The sequence below is a fragment of the Rossellomorea sp. YZS02 genome, assembly GCF_033963925.1.
Lineage (GTDB): Bacteria > Bacillota > Bacilli > Bacillales > Bacillaceae_B > Rossellomorea.
In genome coordinates, this window is record NZ_JAXBLY010000038.1 from 1 (window position 1) to 16,679 (window position 16,679).

Genomic DNA, 16,679 nt, shown 5'->3' on the forward strand with positions numbered 1-16,679 from the left:
GTAATCATATATCGATATAAAAAATGGTCAACCAGAAATATCTGGCTGACCTTATAATACGAATGAGGGGTTTAAGATGATGAAAGGGGAGCTCCGAAATGGTTAAAGGAAGGGTGAACTGGCTTACGGGAATAATTACTGGAGCTGTACTGATAAAGTTTGAAATTGATACGGGATAAAGATGGGTATAAAGATGGAAGCTATTCAACTCAGGGAGAAAATGAAGCAGAAAATAGTGTAACTGCGGTGAATATCGGATAAACGCTTGTTGGAAGGATGATAATTTCAGAAGTTTTTTTCGCTTCAAAGATTGGGTCAGGACCCAAAAGGGGGTGATTCCGTCCCGGAGATAACCGTGTGTACGTTGCTCCAATTCAGGTATCGGGATGTTGGAGCACTGTATTTCGACGGCAATCTTTCTCGAATCTGTTTTCACATAAATGTCTGCGATTTGATTAAGTTCTTTCAGGTAGTGTTCGAGTCTCACATCTCTATAAAGAGAGTTTAATCTGTCATATAGAAGCTGTTTACTTAACAGATGTTTAGGCGACTCATTCTGGTTCTCCACAATACACTCGGGACGTGACATATGAGCGAAATGTGGTATGTTTCGATTTCCAATTCGCAAGCTCATTGGTGAAGCGCAATAAGGACAATGGAATGGAACGCCCTTACTTCTGATCCTTCTCAGTTCCTCCCTCGTGAATTGAATCGTTGTAAATACTTTCTGTTCTAGTAATGCTGTTAACATAGAACACCTCCTCTAGATTTATTCGCCAAAAATCTGTAAATCCCTGCACAAAAATGCCTTCAAGCAATGATTACTTGAAGGCCCTGCTTTATAAAAGGGGAGACATCAAACGAGAAGTGGATTCTAAGATTCTGAAACCAAGATGTCTCTTCTGAAATTCTTCCAGCTGTAACTCTTCCGATTCTTCTAAATCATGAAGGTATTCCCTTACGATGGAAGCCGTACTTTCCGTTTTATACAAAAAGGCATTTACTTCAAAATTCAAGTGAAAACTTCTCATATCCATATTCGATGTTCCGATCGAAGCCATTTCCTCATCAACGATCACAATCTTACTGTGCATAAATCCTTTCTGATATTCAAATATTCTCGCCCCTGCCTCAAGCAGATCGGGAAAATAAGAACGGGAGGCATGGAATACAATACGCTTATCCGGTTTATGGGGAACCAGTAATCTAACATCCACACCGCTTAGAGCGGCGATCTTTAGTGCTGAAAATATATCTTCATCCGGGACGAAATAGGGGGAAGCTACCCATACGCTTTTTCTTGCTGACGTTATCATCGAGAAGAAAATATTCTTTAATACACTCAATTCATTGTCAGGTCCACCCGCTATCATCTGAACACCGCCGTCGTTGGCATTTTCAAGGGGATCAGGACTTAGATATCCAGGTGTCAGAAAGTCATCATTCGTCATATAATACCAATCCTGAAGGAAAATCAATTGCAATGTCCGCACCGCTTCTCCCCTTACAAATAGATGAGTGTCCCTCCAGAAGCCGAAATGTGGATTCTTACCCAGATATTCATCCCCAATATTAAGACCACCCACAAACCCTATGCTGCCATCGATGACGATGATCTTTCGATGATTCCTGAAATTGAACTTGTTATTCAGAACAGGAATCTTAACAGGGCCGAATGCCACCACTTCTATCCCTGCACCCTTTAGTTCCTTTATATAATCCTTCGAAAGTTGCCAAGCTCCGACCGCATCGTAAAGGAAACGGATCTTAACCCCCTCGTTTGCACGTTCAATGAGGATATCCTTTATCTGATTTCCGATTTCATCATGGCGGACGATATAATACTCCATATGTATATGGTGCTTGGCCGTCTTTAACCACTTTAGAATTTCGCCAAATGTCTCAGTGCCATTTGTCAGTAATTTGGTTTCACTTGAAAAAGAAATAGCACTATTCCCGATCCTCTGGGCAAGTTGAAAATGCTTCTCCTGAAATAACCCAAACAAATCAGCATTTATTTCTTTAGGTCCAGGCTCAAATTTATTATATGTTTCCTGATCCAGTATGTACTTCTTCTTATACATCTTTTCCTTTCGATAATTCCGTCCGAATAATAAGTAGAAGATGAAGCCCAAAAACGGGAAAGCTCCCAATACCACAAGCCATGTCAATGTTTGGGTAGGATGGCGGTTTTCAAAGAATATGAGAAAACCTATGACAATGACAGAGAATGTAAACACAATACTAATATATTTCACCATTCCGGATAAATACTGATCGAAATAAAAGATATAACTTAAAAAAAGAACAGCTATAAATAAAAGGACCCTTACTGTATTTTTCATCAATTAACACCTTCCAACGGCTTAATCTTAAAATGAGTTGCTCTGTTAAAGATGAAGGGAACCAACCGAAAACCTTTACCATATAACAGAGAAATAAATATAAAAAAATACCGATTTCTAAATGAAACCGGTATTGATTCTTACGAAAAGTGTTCACTCAATGTCTCAAAGACATTCTCCTGAATGACGACTTTACCATACTCTTCAAGGCGATGAACAGTCATTCGTGACTCATCAGCATATTCAAGCAGTATACTCAACGTATTATCGATATCTTCTTCTGAAAAGTGCTCTTCAGAAAATTTAACATAAATAAAATATCTATCTTCGAATGCAAGCAACTTTGTTTCCAAGTGCTCCATAGGCATTTCTTTCATTCGATGGGATAGAGAAATCGCATCTTCAAAATCATTGAATTTCAGTGTGAAATCCAATACCACTTCTGCTTCCCCGTCCTGATCCTGCTTGATTTGGAAGTGCTGATCCAACAGTTCCTCTATGCGCTCATCGACAGGAAGTTCCTTTAGCTTATCCTCTGGAATAGGAAGCTCAAAACGTTGACCATCCTTCGAAACCTGAGCCCTTGTAACCAGTACTTCAAGCCCTTTGTCCAAAGCCTGAACCTGGATCCAAAGCGGTCCTTCGATTCCGAAATCTTCTTCCTGATGGACCTCATCCATCATTTCCCAGAAAAGTTCTTCGCTTCTCTCGCGATTGTACCAGATTTCTTCCCGATCAAAGCCGCGATCTTCTATATCTCCATAGGAAATATAAAACTTTACGGTATTTTCGTTAATGCGTTCGATTTCCAATTAACACCTCTCCCTTCTTGCATGATGTTAGTGAAGGGACTACACCCTCTGAGCATGTAATGCTCTATTGCTGGTGAAGATAGAAGATACATTTAGGTTAGTTTGTACCTTGTACTTCTATTTTATGATAAAACCGCAGAAAATGGAATTAAACTAACACCCATTTTTTTCTCACAAATCCCATTAGGTGTTTTTGACATTTTAGCGAATATTTGCAGAAAATTCAAGTGATAATACTTAATCTAATATAAAAGAGACTGACCTGAAAGGAGACGTAACGTTCCTTAAAGGTCAGCCCCTTTTACTTATATATCCTTTATACAAGGAAAGCTTTTAGAATCTAAGTAAACCTTAATTTACCATTCTTTGTGCTTCAAGAAGTTGGAATGTACGAACCTTTCTTGGAAGGAATCGTCTGATTTCATCTTCATTGTACCCTACTTGAAGACGTTTTTCATCAAGGATGATTGGCCGTCTTAAAAGTCCCGGGTTTTTCTGGATTAGTTCAAACAATTCTTGAAGTGGCAGAGTTTCTAAGTCTACATTAAGTTTTTGGAATGTTTTAGAACGGGTCGAAATGATTTCATCCGTTCCATCCTCAGTCATACGGAGGATTTCTTTAATTTCATCGATACTTAATGGTTCAGAAAATACGTTGCGTTCTGTATATGGAATCTCATGCTCTTCTAACCAAGCTTTTGCCTTACGACAAGATGTACAACTAGGTGAAGTGAATAATGTAACCACGAATCATTCACACTCCCTTAAGGATTTTTTAATATAGATCTTTATTTAAACGTTTACAGTTATTTAAAATTAGTTTAAATAAGAAATCTCTATTATGTATTATACATGAATAACTGACCATTGAATATAGTTTTAACTAATTTGTCAAATTTCTTATACATAGGTTTAACACAGCTATATGGATTGTTTATACTATACAATTACCCGGTATGGCTTCGGTTTAAACATACATTTTGACCTTTCATTTTTTCATTTAGAAAACCTTATTGCGAATAGACAATAAGGTTTTCTATATTATAAGTTTTTCAGTACATCCCCATCACGGTCATTATCTTTCTTTAACACTTCTTCGACGGGTTGGTACGATGCACCATAAAATTTCTGATCATTGTACGTATGGATCAATTCATACGTTTTCTTCATAGACTCGAAGATAAGGTCCTCAGATTCATGGTTTGGATCCCAATAAAGGATTTCCATTTCATTAATTTCGTTTGTGGCTAGTGATCGGCGTGCATATCCGATACTGACAGCATGTTCAAAGCCTTCACGTTTATAAAACTTTAAGCGCTTTTCAGTATCTGTATCATCATAGTCCACCGGCTCGACTTCCAGAATAATTGCCTTCTTCTTCTCTTTTAACTGCTCAAGTAATTTATGTCCAAGCCCTTGTCCGCGTGCATCCTTTGAAACAAAGAGATAATCGATAAAAATAAAATCCTCCAGTTCCGCATACATAAGGACATGATGGGGACCTTCATCTTTGTGATAAATGTCGCTTCTTTCTCTCAGCAGTGATTCGAGATGTTCCTTTGATTTCATTTCCTCTACAGGGAAATATTGATTTAATTTTTCATACCAGTGCATGGATCTACTCCTTCAACATGTTTTTTTTATAAACCATTGACTAACGGGATACCATTATGATTCTCAAGAATGATTTGTTTATGTTAGATGTTAGTCTTATCCGTGGGATAATAATACGGAATCACAGGCTAACTGCCCGTGAAGGGGATTATGTGGTTGAAAGCGGTTAATCTTACCAATACTTTAATGATAACAATATCTCGTTGACTTTTCAAATGGAAAGGCCTGCTTAAGAGATATCTACCCTAAATGAAAAAGACTGACCTGGGTCTTTTCAGGTCAGTCTTTTCTATCATGGCGTGTAGTCTACGCCTTCAGTGTAGGAATTTCCGGCGTCCCAAAGAAGGAATTCGTTTATTCCCTGATCATTTAGTGCTTTTATTTGTGCTTCAACTTCAGCTTTTCCATACGGTTTATAATTTCCGCTTCCCAACCACGATGCTGTGAAGTCCTGAAGCCAAGGTCTGGAGATAGGTTTATTCTTTAGTTCAGCTATTTTCGCCTTCTCCACTTTCGAATATTCAGTTATTAGTTCATATGGTTGTAAATCAGGTTTGGCAATTCCGAAATAAGGTGTCCAGTGACTCGGATAGATCATGGAAGAAATGACATCTACATTTTCCGATATCTTTGAGAAGTTCTGGCCGATTCCAGGTGCTTCCGGCAGGGTTGCCGTGTAACCAAAGATATCGACGGATACTTTAACACCATATGGATCTAGTTTCTTGTGGGCATATTCAACAAAGTCTGTAACGGCATGCACACGCTTTTGCACATTATCAATGTCCTCTTTCGCATATTCCCCTCCATTATATTTCAGCTCATCATCACGCTTCTCGAAACCTTCAGGGAATCGAACATAGTCAAACTGGATCTCCTGAAATCCCATTTTGGCTGCTTCTATGGCGATACCCACATTGTAATCCCAAACCTCTTTGAGGAATGGATTGACGAAGGAATCTCCCCCTCCATTTGACCAGACCTTATCACCGTCTTTAAACGACAAGTCCGGTCTTTGATTGGCAAGGACCGTATCCTTGAAAACAACCACCCTTGCAATTGGATAGATTTTCTTTTCCTCTAATGTCTTTAACATAGCTTTCGGGTCCTTAATATAGGGCTGCCCCACTTTAGCGTATGGAGAAGATGGTTCAGGTTCATATGTCAGGTTCCCAACATCATCCTTAATATCGATGACCATTGCATTTAGATCAGTGTCATCCATTAATTTGGTTAGAGTATCAAATCGTGCTCCACCAGCTGAATGTGCTGTGACATAAACTCCCCTAATTGCGTCCGGATATTCGAATTTCAAGCCGGAATCGTATACAAAGCGGGGTACTGGACTTGTTATCTCTTTTTTACTCATCGAGAGCGTTCTCTTCTCATGGCTTTTAGCCGAGCCACCTTCAGCAGCGTGTGCTGATCGAAACGGCATGACGCATAATGTGACTAAACATAACGATGTCGCTACCTTACTCCATTTCAACATTAATCTCTCCTCTATAAAATAAGCTTTCTAGTAAATTATGTAACTCCCTATTCTATTCTAACAAGGAAATTACTTGTAAGAAAAGGGTTAATCCACCTAGTATGTCGAAATTTCCAAGGAAATGAATGATCTTCTATATATTTTATGCCTTTCTTTAAATATAAGAAGGCATCCATGAAAAAAGCTCCCCTTATGAAGGGAGCTTCTTTCACTTTATTAGTTTTTGTAAGATGCTTGATATTGGGCAAATTCTTTCTCAGAACAGTATACGAAATGTCCCGGGACCACTTCCCGCATCTCAGGATTATCATCCTCTGTATAGTTATGAACAGCTGGATTATATTCTTTTCTTCTGCGTGTGCGCTCATACTCAGGATCTGGTAACGGAATCGCAGATAGAAGCGATTGAGTATAAGGATGAAGCGGGTTTTTGTACAGGGCATCACTTGTTGTCAGTTCAACCAGCTTACCATAATACATAACACCGATACGGTCACTTATATATTTTACCATTGAAAGATCATGGGCAATGAACAGATATGTTAAACCCTTCTCTTTTTGAAGCTCTTGCATCAGGTTAACAACTTGCGCTTGGATTGAAACGTCAAGGGCTGAGATCGGCTCATCGGCTATGATGAAATCAGGATCCACCGCCAGTGCACGGGCAATTCCGATACGCTGACGTTGACCACCTGAGAATTCATGCGGGTAGCGGCCGGCATGCTCTTTATTCAATCCTACAGTCTCTAAAAGTTCATGAACTTTCTTCAGACGTTCTTGTTTAGAAGTTGCCAATCCGTGGATATCTATCCCTTCAGCAATGATATCGGCAACTTTCATTCTTGGATTCAGACTCGCATAAGGATCCTGGAAGATCATTTGCATTTTTCGGTTGAATTTCTTTAATTGAGAACGTGACTTTTTACCATGTACATCCTCACCATCAAATAGAACCTGACCGTCTGTTGCATCATACAACCGAATGATTGTACGGCCGGTCGTTGATTTTCCACAACCTGACTCACCAACAAGTCCAAGGGTTTCACCTTTATAAATATCAAAGCTGATATCGTCAACCGCTTTAACCATATTCGGTTTTCCTGGATTGAAATACTGTTTAAGATTTTTAATTTCTAATAATTTTTCTGCCATTATAAACGAACCCCCTCAACAAGTACCGGTTCTTTAAAGTTTGACGGCATTTGTCTTTGTCTTACTTTCACTGCTTCCGGAGGCTCGACCTGTGGAGCACTCGGGTGCAGTAACCAGGACTTCACATAGTGAGTATCTGATACCTGGTAATATGGCGGCTCTTGTTCAAAGTCCACTTTCAATGCATACTCACTGCGAAGAGCGAATGCATCTCCCTTAGGTGGATTCAATAAATCAGGAGGAGTACCAGGGATTGCAACCAGCTCCTGCTCGCCTTCTGTATCCGTTGTAGGCATAGAACCGATCAATCCCCATGTGTATGGATGACGTGGGTCGTAGAAAATTTCATCTACAGTCCCGGTTTCTACGATTTGACCTCCATACATGACCGCAACGCGATCGGCAACATTTGCCACAACCCCTAAATCATGGGTGATGAAAATGATAGATGTTTCGATTTTATTTTGAAGATCCTTCATCAATTCTAGGATTTGAGCCTGAATCGTCACATCCAATGCCGTTGTTGGCTCATCGGCAATAAGGATTTTTGGATTACAAGCAAGGGCAATCGCGATGACAACACGCTGACGCTGACCACCTGAGAATTGGTGAGGATATTGTTTGAAACGAGTATCTGGACTTGGAAGACCTACTAATTTCAAGAGTTCAATGGCACGTTTCTTCGCATCATTTTTACTCATGTTTTGATGTTTCACAAGAGGTTCCATGATCTGTTTCCCGATTGTCATCGTAGGATTTAAAGACGTCATTGGATCCTGGAAAATCATTGAGATGTCTTTTCCACGGATCTTTTGCATATCTTTCTCAGGAAGCTTAGCTAAATCTTTTCCTTCAAAAAGGATCTCTCCACCTTTGATGAAACCAGGTGGATTTGGAATCAATCTCATAAGGGCTTTCGTTGTAACGGACTTCCCGGAACCCGATTCCCCTACGATTGCTAATGTTTCACCTTTATCCAAATGGAAATCTACACCACGGACAGCCTGTACTTCCCCTCCATGCGTATTGAAGGAGACGTGTAGATCGTTCACTTCTAAAATTTTTGACATAATATTTTCTCCCTTCTACTACTTACGCATTTTCGGATCAAGTGCATCACGCAATCCATCTGCCATTAGGTTGAAGCTTAGAATGACCAATGAAATGACTGCTGAAGGCACTAACATCATGTGAGGAAAAGACTGAATAGATCTGTATCCTTCATTGACTAGTGATCCAAGAGACGCTCTCGGTGGTGCAATCCCCAGTCCGATAAAGCTTAAGAATGCTTCTGTATAAATTGCTGAAGGTACTGTAAACATCGTTGTAATGATAACAGGCCCCATAACGTTAGGAAGCAAATGCTTAAAGATTAAACGGTTGCTTGTGGCACCTAGTGTTCTAGAAGCTAAAACAAATTCCTGGTTCTTTAATTGAAGCACTTGCCCACGGACTATCCTTGCCATACCTGTCCATCCGGTAATAACCATCGCCATTGTGATTGAGAATATACCCGGTTCGAATACCAGGATAAAGAGGATGACGACAATTAAGTTTGGGATACCGACAAGGATTTCAATAATACGTTGCATGACGTTATCTACTCTTCCACCATAATAAGCTGAAATACCACCGTATGAGATCCCAATTATAAAGTCGATGACAGCAGCTAGCAAACCGATATATAGTGAAATCCGGGTACCGTTCCATGTACGAGTCCATAGGTCACGACCCAAGTCATCTGTACCGAACCAGTAGTTTTCTTTAATATCTCTTGCCTCATACACATCGAAGCCATCCGCATCCTTCCCGTCAAATGGCAGCCACCCAATTCCTGAAAGCGCTTCAATTTTTGGAGGAAGCTTTGCATGACGGATGTTTTGATCACTGAAACTATACTTATTCATCATTGGACCAAAGATGGCAAAGAACACAATAATCGCTGTGATGATAATCCCAACAACGGCACCCTTATTTTTACGTAAACGGATCCAAGAATCTTGCCAAAAACTCAAGCTTGGACGTGATATTTTTTCAGCTTCGTCTCCCCTAGCCTGTTGAGGTTGGAAGAGGTCTGGACTAAGCTGTTCTAAATTCTTATTGTTATCTCCCATTATTTCTTCCCTCCAGCTATGCGAATACGTGGATCAATGATTCCATAAAGAATATCTACCAAAAAGATTACAGCAATAAATAAAGCACTGAAGAAAAGGGTAATTCCCATAATTACAGTGTAATCATTCGTATTAATGGCTAATACAAATTGCTCTCCTAGTCCTGGTACAGCAAAGATGCGTTCAATGACAAGAGTTCCAGTCATTATACCGACAGTCATAGGACCTATAATAGTCACAATAGGGATCATAGCATTTCGCACAGCATGCTTTAAAATCGTTCCTGTCTTAGAAATACCTTTTGCAGTTGCTAGTAATATATAATCAGAGTTTAATATTTCCAGCATTTCAGTCCTCATAAATCGGGCAATCGTTGCTACCACGAACACTGTAAGGGAAAGAGTAGGTAAAATAGTATGTTTAAACTCACCCCATAGTGCAACAGGTAGCCATTCCAGTTTCACCCCAACATAATATTGGAGCAATCCTGCAAATACGAACGACGGTATTGAAATCCCGATAACCGCTAAGAAAGTCGAACCGTAATCCAGCCAGGTGTTATGCTTGATGGCTGCAATAATACCAATCAGTAAACCTAGGAAAGTACCTAATACCATAGCTTGGAAACCAAGAAGTGCGGAAGGACCAATACGATCTCCGATGATCTGCGTAACTTTTCGATTATCGTATTGGAAGGATAACCCCAAGTCACCTTTCGCTAAGCCGACCATATAGTTGATATATTGTTCTGGCAGCGGGTCATTAAGACCGTATTTATCAAGGATGATTTGTTGTTGCTCCGGAGTCAGCCTTTCTGTGTTTTGAAGTGGAGATCCAGGTAGGAGCTTCATCAGAAAGAAAGTGGCGGTTGCAATGATAAGCAAAGTGATGATCATATAAACGATACGTTGAATTGTATATTTGACCATTCTTTAGCCCCCCTTTTTTTATCTTATTTTTTCTACATTTCTAATTATAGCGATATTCGACAAATTTTCAATGTATTTTTACTTTTTTGATAATTATCGACATTCACTGGAAAAGGAGAGCATATGCCTATGCATACGCTCTCCCTTTTAAGGTTTGTCGAATGAGTTAAATACTACTCAATGTAAGCCCATTTGTATGATGCATCTGCACCAAATGAGTGACGTAACAGACCTTTAACATATGGACGCTCTAAGTAAGCAGATCCACGTTGATACATTGGGCTGATCGCTTGATCTTCAAAAAGGATCTTTTCAGCGTCAACCATTGCTTGCCAGCGAGCTTCAGTATCATCAAGAAGTTCACCTTTAGCTTGTTCGATTAACTTGTCATATTCAGGATTTGAGTAACCCATTTGATTGTGAGCACCGTCAGTGACGAACATGTCAACAAATGTCATCGGATCTGGATAGTCAGGTCCCCAACCAGCGAATGAGAAGTCATATTGACCTTTAGATTCTAATTCAAGTTTTTGCTTGAATGGTTGAGCTTTGATTTTCACAGTTAAACCTTCTAGGTTTTGCTCAAGTTGTTCTTTTAAGAATTCACCGATTTTCTTAGAGCTGTCAGAATCGTAGTTAAGTAGTTCCAATTCAATAGAATCTTTACCTAACTCTTCTTTCGCTTTAGCCCAGTAATCTGCCGCTTTTTTAGCGTCAAATCCACCGAAATCGCCTACCGCTTCACGGTATTCAGTTCCATCAGGACCAGTTACGAAATCTTTTGGTACTAAGTAGTAAGCAGGAAGTGATCCGTTGTTAAGTAGTACGTCAACCATACCTTGCTTGTCATAAGCAGCATCGATTGCTTTACGTGCATTTACGTTTTTCATTACTTCGTTCTTTTGGTTTAAACGAAGGAAGAATACAGATGTTTCAGCAAGTGTCTTGAAGTTTTCATCTGATTTGTATTTGTCTACAAATTCAGCTGAAAGACCGGCAACATCCACTTTGTTTGTTTCATATAAGTTAACACCTGTAGCAGTATCTTTAACTACGTTAAAGTTTACTTCATCTAATTTAACAGCATCTGCTTCCCAGTAGTTGTCATTTTTAGATAATTTGTAGCTTTGTTCATGCTTCCACTCTGAAAGTGTGAATGGACCATTGTATAGAGCAGTGTCAGCTTCAAGACCGAACTTGTCGCCTTGAGACTCAACGAATTTTTGGTTTTGTGGATAGAATGTTGCGAAAGAAAGTAAAGCTTTGAAGTATGGTACAGCTGTTTCAAGCTGAACTTCTAAAGTTTTGTCATCTGTAGCTTTAACACCTAATTCTTCAACTGGTACTTCACCAGCATTTACTTTAGCAGCGTTTTTGATATCGTACATGATGTACGCATACTCTGCACCAGTGTCAGGGTTTAAAGCTTTTTGCCAAGCGTAAACGAAGTCGTTAGCTGTAACGGGATCTCCGTTAGACCATTTTGCATCACGGATCTTGAACGTGTATGTTTTACCATCTTCACTGATCTGTGGTTCTTCAGCAGCCATACCAAGTACAGCCTTGTCATCTTCACCTAAACGGTAAAGACCTTCATAAACGTTGTTCATGATTTTGAATGAAACAGAGTCAGTTGCTAGAGTAGAGTCCATTGATGGGATCTCAGAACCCTCAAGTAAGTTAAGTACTTGTTCTTTCTTTTCGTCAGAACCGCCTGCACCTGATCCCTCTTCATTGCTGTCAGTTTTCTTGTCGCCGCCACAAGCCGCTAAGAAAGTACTGAGAGCCAGAAGAAGAACCAGCAAGAATGAAAACTTTTTCTTCATCTTGAAATTGACCTCCTCGTAAATCTCATATTTATTTATCTTCTAATTTTCAGAAGATTTGTTACTTATTATACATGATAGAGAAATTATTGCAATATGAATTTAACAGTTTTTTTGCTAAATTATCAGATTAGTAGGTATATTGTTATTAAAACACTGTAATACCAACGTTTTTTCTAAACATTTTAGAGAGTTTGTCCTATTACAATTGTTACAATTGTAAATTCAAAAGGGTTAAATCCGTTTTACATTCTGTATGAAATTTCCTCTCTTTAGAATATTCATCTATTATAAATATTAAAATGACAGACTAAATATAAATAATAGAATTCATACTTATTTCAGTTTTCATTTTCAGTAATATTCAGCTTTAATCAAAGTGTATGTCCGGAATGGAGGAATGTCAGCTCTACTTATACACTTTGAGAAGGGTTGAATATATATGAGTGAGGATTGAATTCTTTATTACCCTTCATGTATACTTTTGTTAAAAACATTTAAAGGAGTATTATGAAACGAATCAATCTATTTTCTATACTTACATTAATTTTTTTTATCAGCGCAGTTGTATTGGCGTCTCTTCAGGAAAAGAACCTGCTTCTTTCTATAATAGATAGCTTGTTTGTTATCGGGATTGTATATGTCAGCCTGGGTGCCCTCCTTTATATTTTCGAAAAGGGCTTCTTCAATGGAATTGTCTATGCATTCAAACGGTTCCGGAACAGTACGAAACAGGGCATGTATATTTCACAATTTGATGAGCTGGATGACACGAAAGAAGCACATGAAGAATTCACTGTCAAACGCTCCTATTCCATTACTAAGTCTTTATTGACGCTAGGTGCCTTCACCCTCGTCCTCTCCGTTATATTGAGCTATCTTCTGTATACTTGAATTATCCTGCTCATTTTCATATAATATTTATAGGTGAATTGAGTAAGAAGCATAGATGAAGAGTAGTACTTTTCTAAATGATTTATAGAGAGCTTGTGTCTGGTGAAAACAAGTAATCATGTGAAGAGGAATGGACTTCGGAGCTTTATTTGTGAACTAAGAGTAGCTAATAACGAACTAACCTCACGTTAAAGAGGTCCCATGAACATCATGGACTAAGCCGGCTCATTCGAGCAACTTAGGGTGGCACCGCGGAAATGTTCCCATTCGTCCCTATCTTTATAGGAACGGGTGGGTTTTTATTTTGTGTAAATATAGGAGGAAGAAAGATGAAAACGATTTTTAGTGGCATTCAGCCGAGTGGAACAATTACTCTCGGCAATTATATCGGAGCAATGAAACAGTTTACCGAGCTTCAGGAAGAATATAATTGTTATTTTTGTGTTGTGGACCAACATGCCATCACGGTTGCACAGGACAAAATGGAGCTGCGGAAAAATATTCGCAGTCTTGCTGCCCTTTATATTGCCTGTGGGATAGATCCGGAGAAATCAACTTTATTCATTCAATCGGAAGTACCTGCACATGCGCAGGCTGGCTGGATCTTACAATGTGTAACATATATAGGTGAGCTTGAAAGAATGACCCAATTTAAGGATAAGTCCCTCGGTAAAGAAGCCGTTTCTGCAGGTTTATTGACGTATCCACCTTTGATGGCGGCCGATATCCTCTTATACGGAACGGATCTCGTTCCAGTCGGTGAGGATCAGAAACAGCATCTTGAATTGGCAAGAAACCTCGCAGAGCGTTTTAACAAAAAGTATAACGATATCTTTACGGTGCCTGAGGTCCGCATCCCTAAAGTCGGTGCGCGAGTCATGTCCCTTCAGGACCCGTTAAAAAAGATGAGTAAATCCGATTCGAATCAAAAGGCATTCATTACTCTTCTCGATGATCCTAAGCAGATCGAGAAGAAAATCAAAAGTGCCGTGACTGATTCTGATGGCATCGTGAAATACGATAAAGAAAACAAACCTGGAGTCTCAAACCTACTTTCCATCTATTCGATTCTTGAAGGCAGTTCTATAGAAGAACTTGAACAAAAATATGAAGGTAAAGGATACGGTGACTTCAAAGGCGACTTGGCACAAGTGGTTGTAAATGCCATTAAACCTGTACAGGACCGTTACTATGAATTGATTGATTCCGAGGAATTGGATGATATTCTGGACCGTGGTGCTGAAAAGGCAAACTTCGCTGCAAACAAAATGCTGAAGAAAATGGAAAAGGCCATGGGATTGGGACGCAAAGAAAGAAAAAGAAAATAATAATAAGACCAGTGACTGCAATGGCGGTCACTGGTCTTTTTTTCATTCTTTACTAGAAATACCTGCAAGCCTGTTAAGGACTCATGGTTACTAAATTCAATTTACCTTTGGACGATTCTCCACTTCCCAAAGTTTCTCAAAGAATGGCTGTCCCTTTATCAAATTCTCACAAAGGGTAAGATGCTTGTCCGACCAGCCATATTGGGTTTCTTCATAGAGCATTTGCCAAATTTCTTCAAAGTCCAACTCCTGGATGGTGCGGTAACGCTGTGGTGCCCATTCAGTATACCAATAGCGGATTTCTGCTGTATTGTTTGAGCTGTGAAGTTGGTCGAGTGCCATGAATAACAACTGCTTCAATTGTCTTTCTTTTCTGGTCAGTCCACTCATCATAAATGGATTCGGTGAAAGGATGTGATAGGCATCCTCTCTCTTAGGATCCTCCTGAATCGAGTACTGCACCGTTTCATGACTTTCCACCATTTCGTATACCAGTTGTTCCTGTCTCGGTATCAGCCTGCTCTTTCTGATTGGCACAGTATACCCGATTGTGTCCACGGCTAGTATTCCCGTACCATCTGTGATGATGAAGCAATAATCCAATTGTATCCGTTCATGGTTTTTTCGCAGGTATGCTTTCTGATAGACATTGTTAAGCAGTTGTTGAGGTAACTCTGATAAATCATTCTCGATGTAATGAAACAGTGCCTTGTCCACTTTAATCAGAGGAACCTGATCCAGTAATTCGATAACGTCCTCTTTTCTCCACTCATGAAAATGACAGACATTATAGCCATTTTCTTCGCCTTCGAACCAATTTACCCATACATCATGAAGATATAACATGATTGACCCCTCGCTTTGCTTCAATCTTATTTGTCAATCAGTATAGGCTATTCCGTGTAAATTTATTCCTATTAAACAGGGGTTTTATAGATAGTCGTTATTTTTTCTTCGGGGTATATAAATCGAGAGCGTGATGATGAGGATTCCTAATAGAAAAAAATAACATTCGAACCGGGTGGACACGAAGAATATATAGTCAATAAACGTCATTCCAGTCGTTAGCAGATTTAAATACATAATCAGGCTTACCCCTCCTGAAACGGCCAGTCCAAATCCTATAAAGAGTCCGAACAATTGTACCACCATACTTTCCGCCTCTATCCCTTGCAATTAGATAATGGAGCTCGTCCATGCTTACTATAGTTTATGAACAGGAAGAAAAGATATGACGAAATGAAGGAGCCGTTTTTTCTGCACAGTCCTCATCTGCTGCTGAGCAGATTTTAAGGTACAAATGTGGAGGATGGTACCCCCATAAGGGTGTTGGTAGATGAATCCCGTTTCATCCCATATTGATTAACCAATCTATATCCTGAGGCATAACCGAGCATTTTAGGATAGGCTTTCTGCCCAAGAAGCAGTTGATCATGAAGTGGACTGCTTCGTTTAATATCCAGATTCGGCTGAATCCATTTTTCATAGTATTTGGCAAGTTCTTTTTCTTCATATTCTTTTGTCCAAGGTGCTACATACTTCTCTCCACAGAATTCTTTAACTGCATTTTCAGCCAGCCCTTCAAAGATAATGGAGTCAAGAAGTGTGTATTCTGCATCTTTTTTATTTAATCGTTTCATCCTTACACAGTGATGGTACTCATGTACGAACAAGGCTTCGTATTCTTTCGGATCCTCCTGGTCTGTAACAAAAAAGAATATTTCATCTTTAAAACACACCCCGGATTTTTTCATGGATGATTGGAACATCCCTCTCTTTTCCTGCACGGGGAATAGATAAATAGGCACACTCGGCCCATTCCATTTCCGCTTATATTTTTGTTCAAAGAGAGCAAATCGGTCCCATAGCTTCTTTTCTTTCATTTTTTCGTAAGTATCTGATGCGAGACGAGAAGAGCGATACATACCGTGCTTCATAAGGTACTGATAGAACGATTGTTGATCGTCCTTGCCATTTTTCGTTTTCTTTAGAAGATCCAAAGGGTTATCGATCCATTCAGCCAACCAATTATCTGTAGGAACAACGGCCACCTTCATCCCTCTTTCCATGCTTTTTAACATGTATATGTATGAGAAGAAGGATTCACAACAAAAAGAGGCTGGGACAAAACTAGTCTCTAATAGAAAAAAAGGTGAATTTGAGCGTGCTCAAA

At 39.4% G+C, this 16,679-nt stretch carries 16 protein-coding genes and 1 other annotated feature; of the genes, 2 read left to right on the forward strand and 14 right to left on the reverse strand.

The genetic code is table 11. From position 1 onward, the window contains the following. Window positions 1–4: 4 nt before the first annotated feature. The 11 genes from SLH55_RS22725 to SLH55_RS22775 all read right to left on the reverse strand — a co-directional run bounded on the left by SLH55_RS22725 (window position 5) and on the right by SLH55_RS22775 (window position 12,284). Window positions 5–751, reverse strand: coding sequence for a competence protein CoiA (locus SLH55_RS22725; protein ID WP_320324528.1), 747 nt, complete (start codon window positions 749–751; stop codon window positions 5–7). Window positions 752–839: 88 nt separating this feature from the next. After that, window positions 840–2,345 (reverse strand): cardiolipin synthase, encoded by a 1,506-nt coding sequence (gene cls, locus SLH55_RS22730; protein ID WP_219166931.1) that lies wholly within the window; start codon window positions 2,343–2,345, stop codon window positions 840–842. Window positions 2,346–2,485: 140 nt separating this feature from the next. Beyond that, complete coding sequence (gene mecA / locus SLH55_RS22735; RefSeq protein ID WP_219166932.1) at window positions 2,486–3,157, reverse strand: adaptor protein MecA; 672 nt, start codon at window positions 3,155–3,157, stop codon at window positions 2,486–2,488. Window positions 3,158–3,508: 351 nt separating this feature from the next. After that, window positions 3,509–3,904 carry a transcriptional regulator SpxA gene (gene spxA / locus SLH55_RS22740; protein WP_032089161.1) on the reverse strand — a complete coding sequence of 132 codons (396 nt, stop codon included), beginning with the start codon at window positions 3,902–3,904 and terminating at the stop codon, window positions 3,509–3,511. Between the two features lie 294 nt (window positions 3,905–4,198). Beyond that, complete coding sequence (locus tag SLH55_RS22745) at window positions 4,199–4,771, reverse strand: GNAT family N-acetyltransferase (protein WP_320324529.1); 573 nt, start codon at window positions 4,769–4,771, stop codon at window positions 4,199–4,201. A 292-nt stretch (window positions 4,772–5,063) separates the two neighbouring features. Then, window positions 5,064–6,263, reverse strand: a complete 1,200-nt coding sequence (locus SLH55_RS22750) for a putative glycoside hydrolase (RefSeq protein ID WP_413787123.1) — start codon at window positions 6,261–6,263, stop codon at window positions 5,064–5,066. Between the two features lie 216 nt (window positions 6,264–6,479). Beyond that, a complete protein-coding gene (locus tag SLH55_RS22755; protein WP_219166935.1) occupies window positions 6,480–7,415 on the reverse strand; it encodes an ABC transporter ATP-binding protein in 936 nt (311 codons plus the stop codon). Continuing rightward, window positions 7,415–8,485: an ABC transporter ATP-binding protein gene (locus SLH55_RS22760; RefSeq protein ID WP_219166936.1), complete on the reverse strand. Its 1,071-nt coding sequence runs from the start codon at window positions 8,483–8,485 to the stop codon at window positions 7,415–7,417. Before SLH55_RS22760 ends, SLH55_RS22755 begins: the two co-directional genes overlap by 1 nt. Window positions 8,486–8,503: 18 nt before the next feature. Continuing rightward, the gene (gene opp3C, locus SLH55_RS22765) at window positions 8,504–9,529 is read right to left on the reverse strand and encodes an oligopeptide ABC transporter permease (protein WP_219166937.1); all 1,026 of its coding nucleotides are present in this window, start codon (window positions 9,527–9,529) and stop codon (window positions 8,504–8,506) included. Beyond that, window positions 9,529–10,458: an oligopeptide ABC transporter permease gene (opp3b, locus tag SLH55_RS22770; protein WP_219166938.1), complete on the reverse strand. Its 930-nt coding sequence runs from the start codon at window positions 10,456–10,458 to the stop codon at window positions 9,529–9,531. Before opp3b ends, opp3C begins: the two co-directional genes overlap by 1 nt. Before the next feature lie 173 nt (window positions 10,459–10,631). Then, complete coding sequence (locus SLH55_RS22775; protein ID WP_320324531.1) at window positions 10,632–12,284, reverse strand: peptide ABC transporter substrate-binding protein; 1,653 nt, start codon at window positions 12,282–12,284, stop codon at window positions 10,632–10,634. Between the two features lie 510 nt (window positions 12,285–12,794). On the opposite strand from SLH55_RS22775, the gene SLH55_RS22780 reads away from it, so the two are divergent. Together SLH55_RS22780 and trpS are read left to right on the forward strand one after the other, a co-directional pair. After that, window positions 12,795–13,178 carry a DUF3899 domain-containing protein gene (locus tag SLH55_RS22780; protein ID WP_219166940.1) on the forward strand — a complete coding sequence of 128 codons (384 nt, stop codon included), beginning with the start codon at window positions 12,795–12,797 and terminating at the stop codon, window positions 13,176–13,178. A gap of 43 nt (window positions 13,179–13,221) precedes the next feature. After that, window positions 13,222–13,456, forward strand: a binding site (T-box leader). Window positions 13,457–13,507: 51 nt separating this feature from the next. Beyond that, window positions 13,508–14,506, forward strand: a complete 999-nt coding sequence (gene trpS, locus SLH55_RS22785) for a tryptophan--tRNA ligase (RefSeq protein WP_320324532.1) — start codon at window positions 13,508–13,510, stop codon at window positions 14,504–14,506. A 96-nt stretch (window positions 14,507–14,602) separates the two neighbouring features. Here the strand turns inward: trpS and SLH55_RS22790 are convergent, their stop codons facing one another. The 3 genes from SLH55_RS22790 to SLH55_RS22800 form a co-directional block, all read right to left on the reverse strand. Further along, a complete protein-coding gene (locus SLH55_RS22790) occupies window positions 14,603–15,352 on the reverse strand; it encodes a YjbA family protein (RefSeq protein WP_320324533.1) in 750 nt (249 codons plus the stop codon). Between the two features lie 84 nt (window positions 15,353–15,436). Further along, window positions 15,437–15,658, reverse strand: coding sequence for a hypothetical protein (locus SLH55_RS22795; protein WP_219166943.1), 222 nt, complete (start codon window positions 15,656–15,658; stop codon window positions 15,437–15,439). A gap of 137 nt (window positions 15,659–15,795) precedes the next feature. Then, on the reverse strand, window positions 15,796–16,557 hold the full coding sequence (locus SLH55_RS22800) for a DUF2268 domain-containing protein (protein WP_320324534.1): 762 nt from the start codon (window positions 16,555–16,557) through the stop codon (window positions 15,796–15,798). Between the last annotated feature and the right edge of the window lie 122 nt (window positions 16,558–16,679).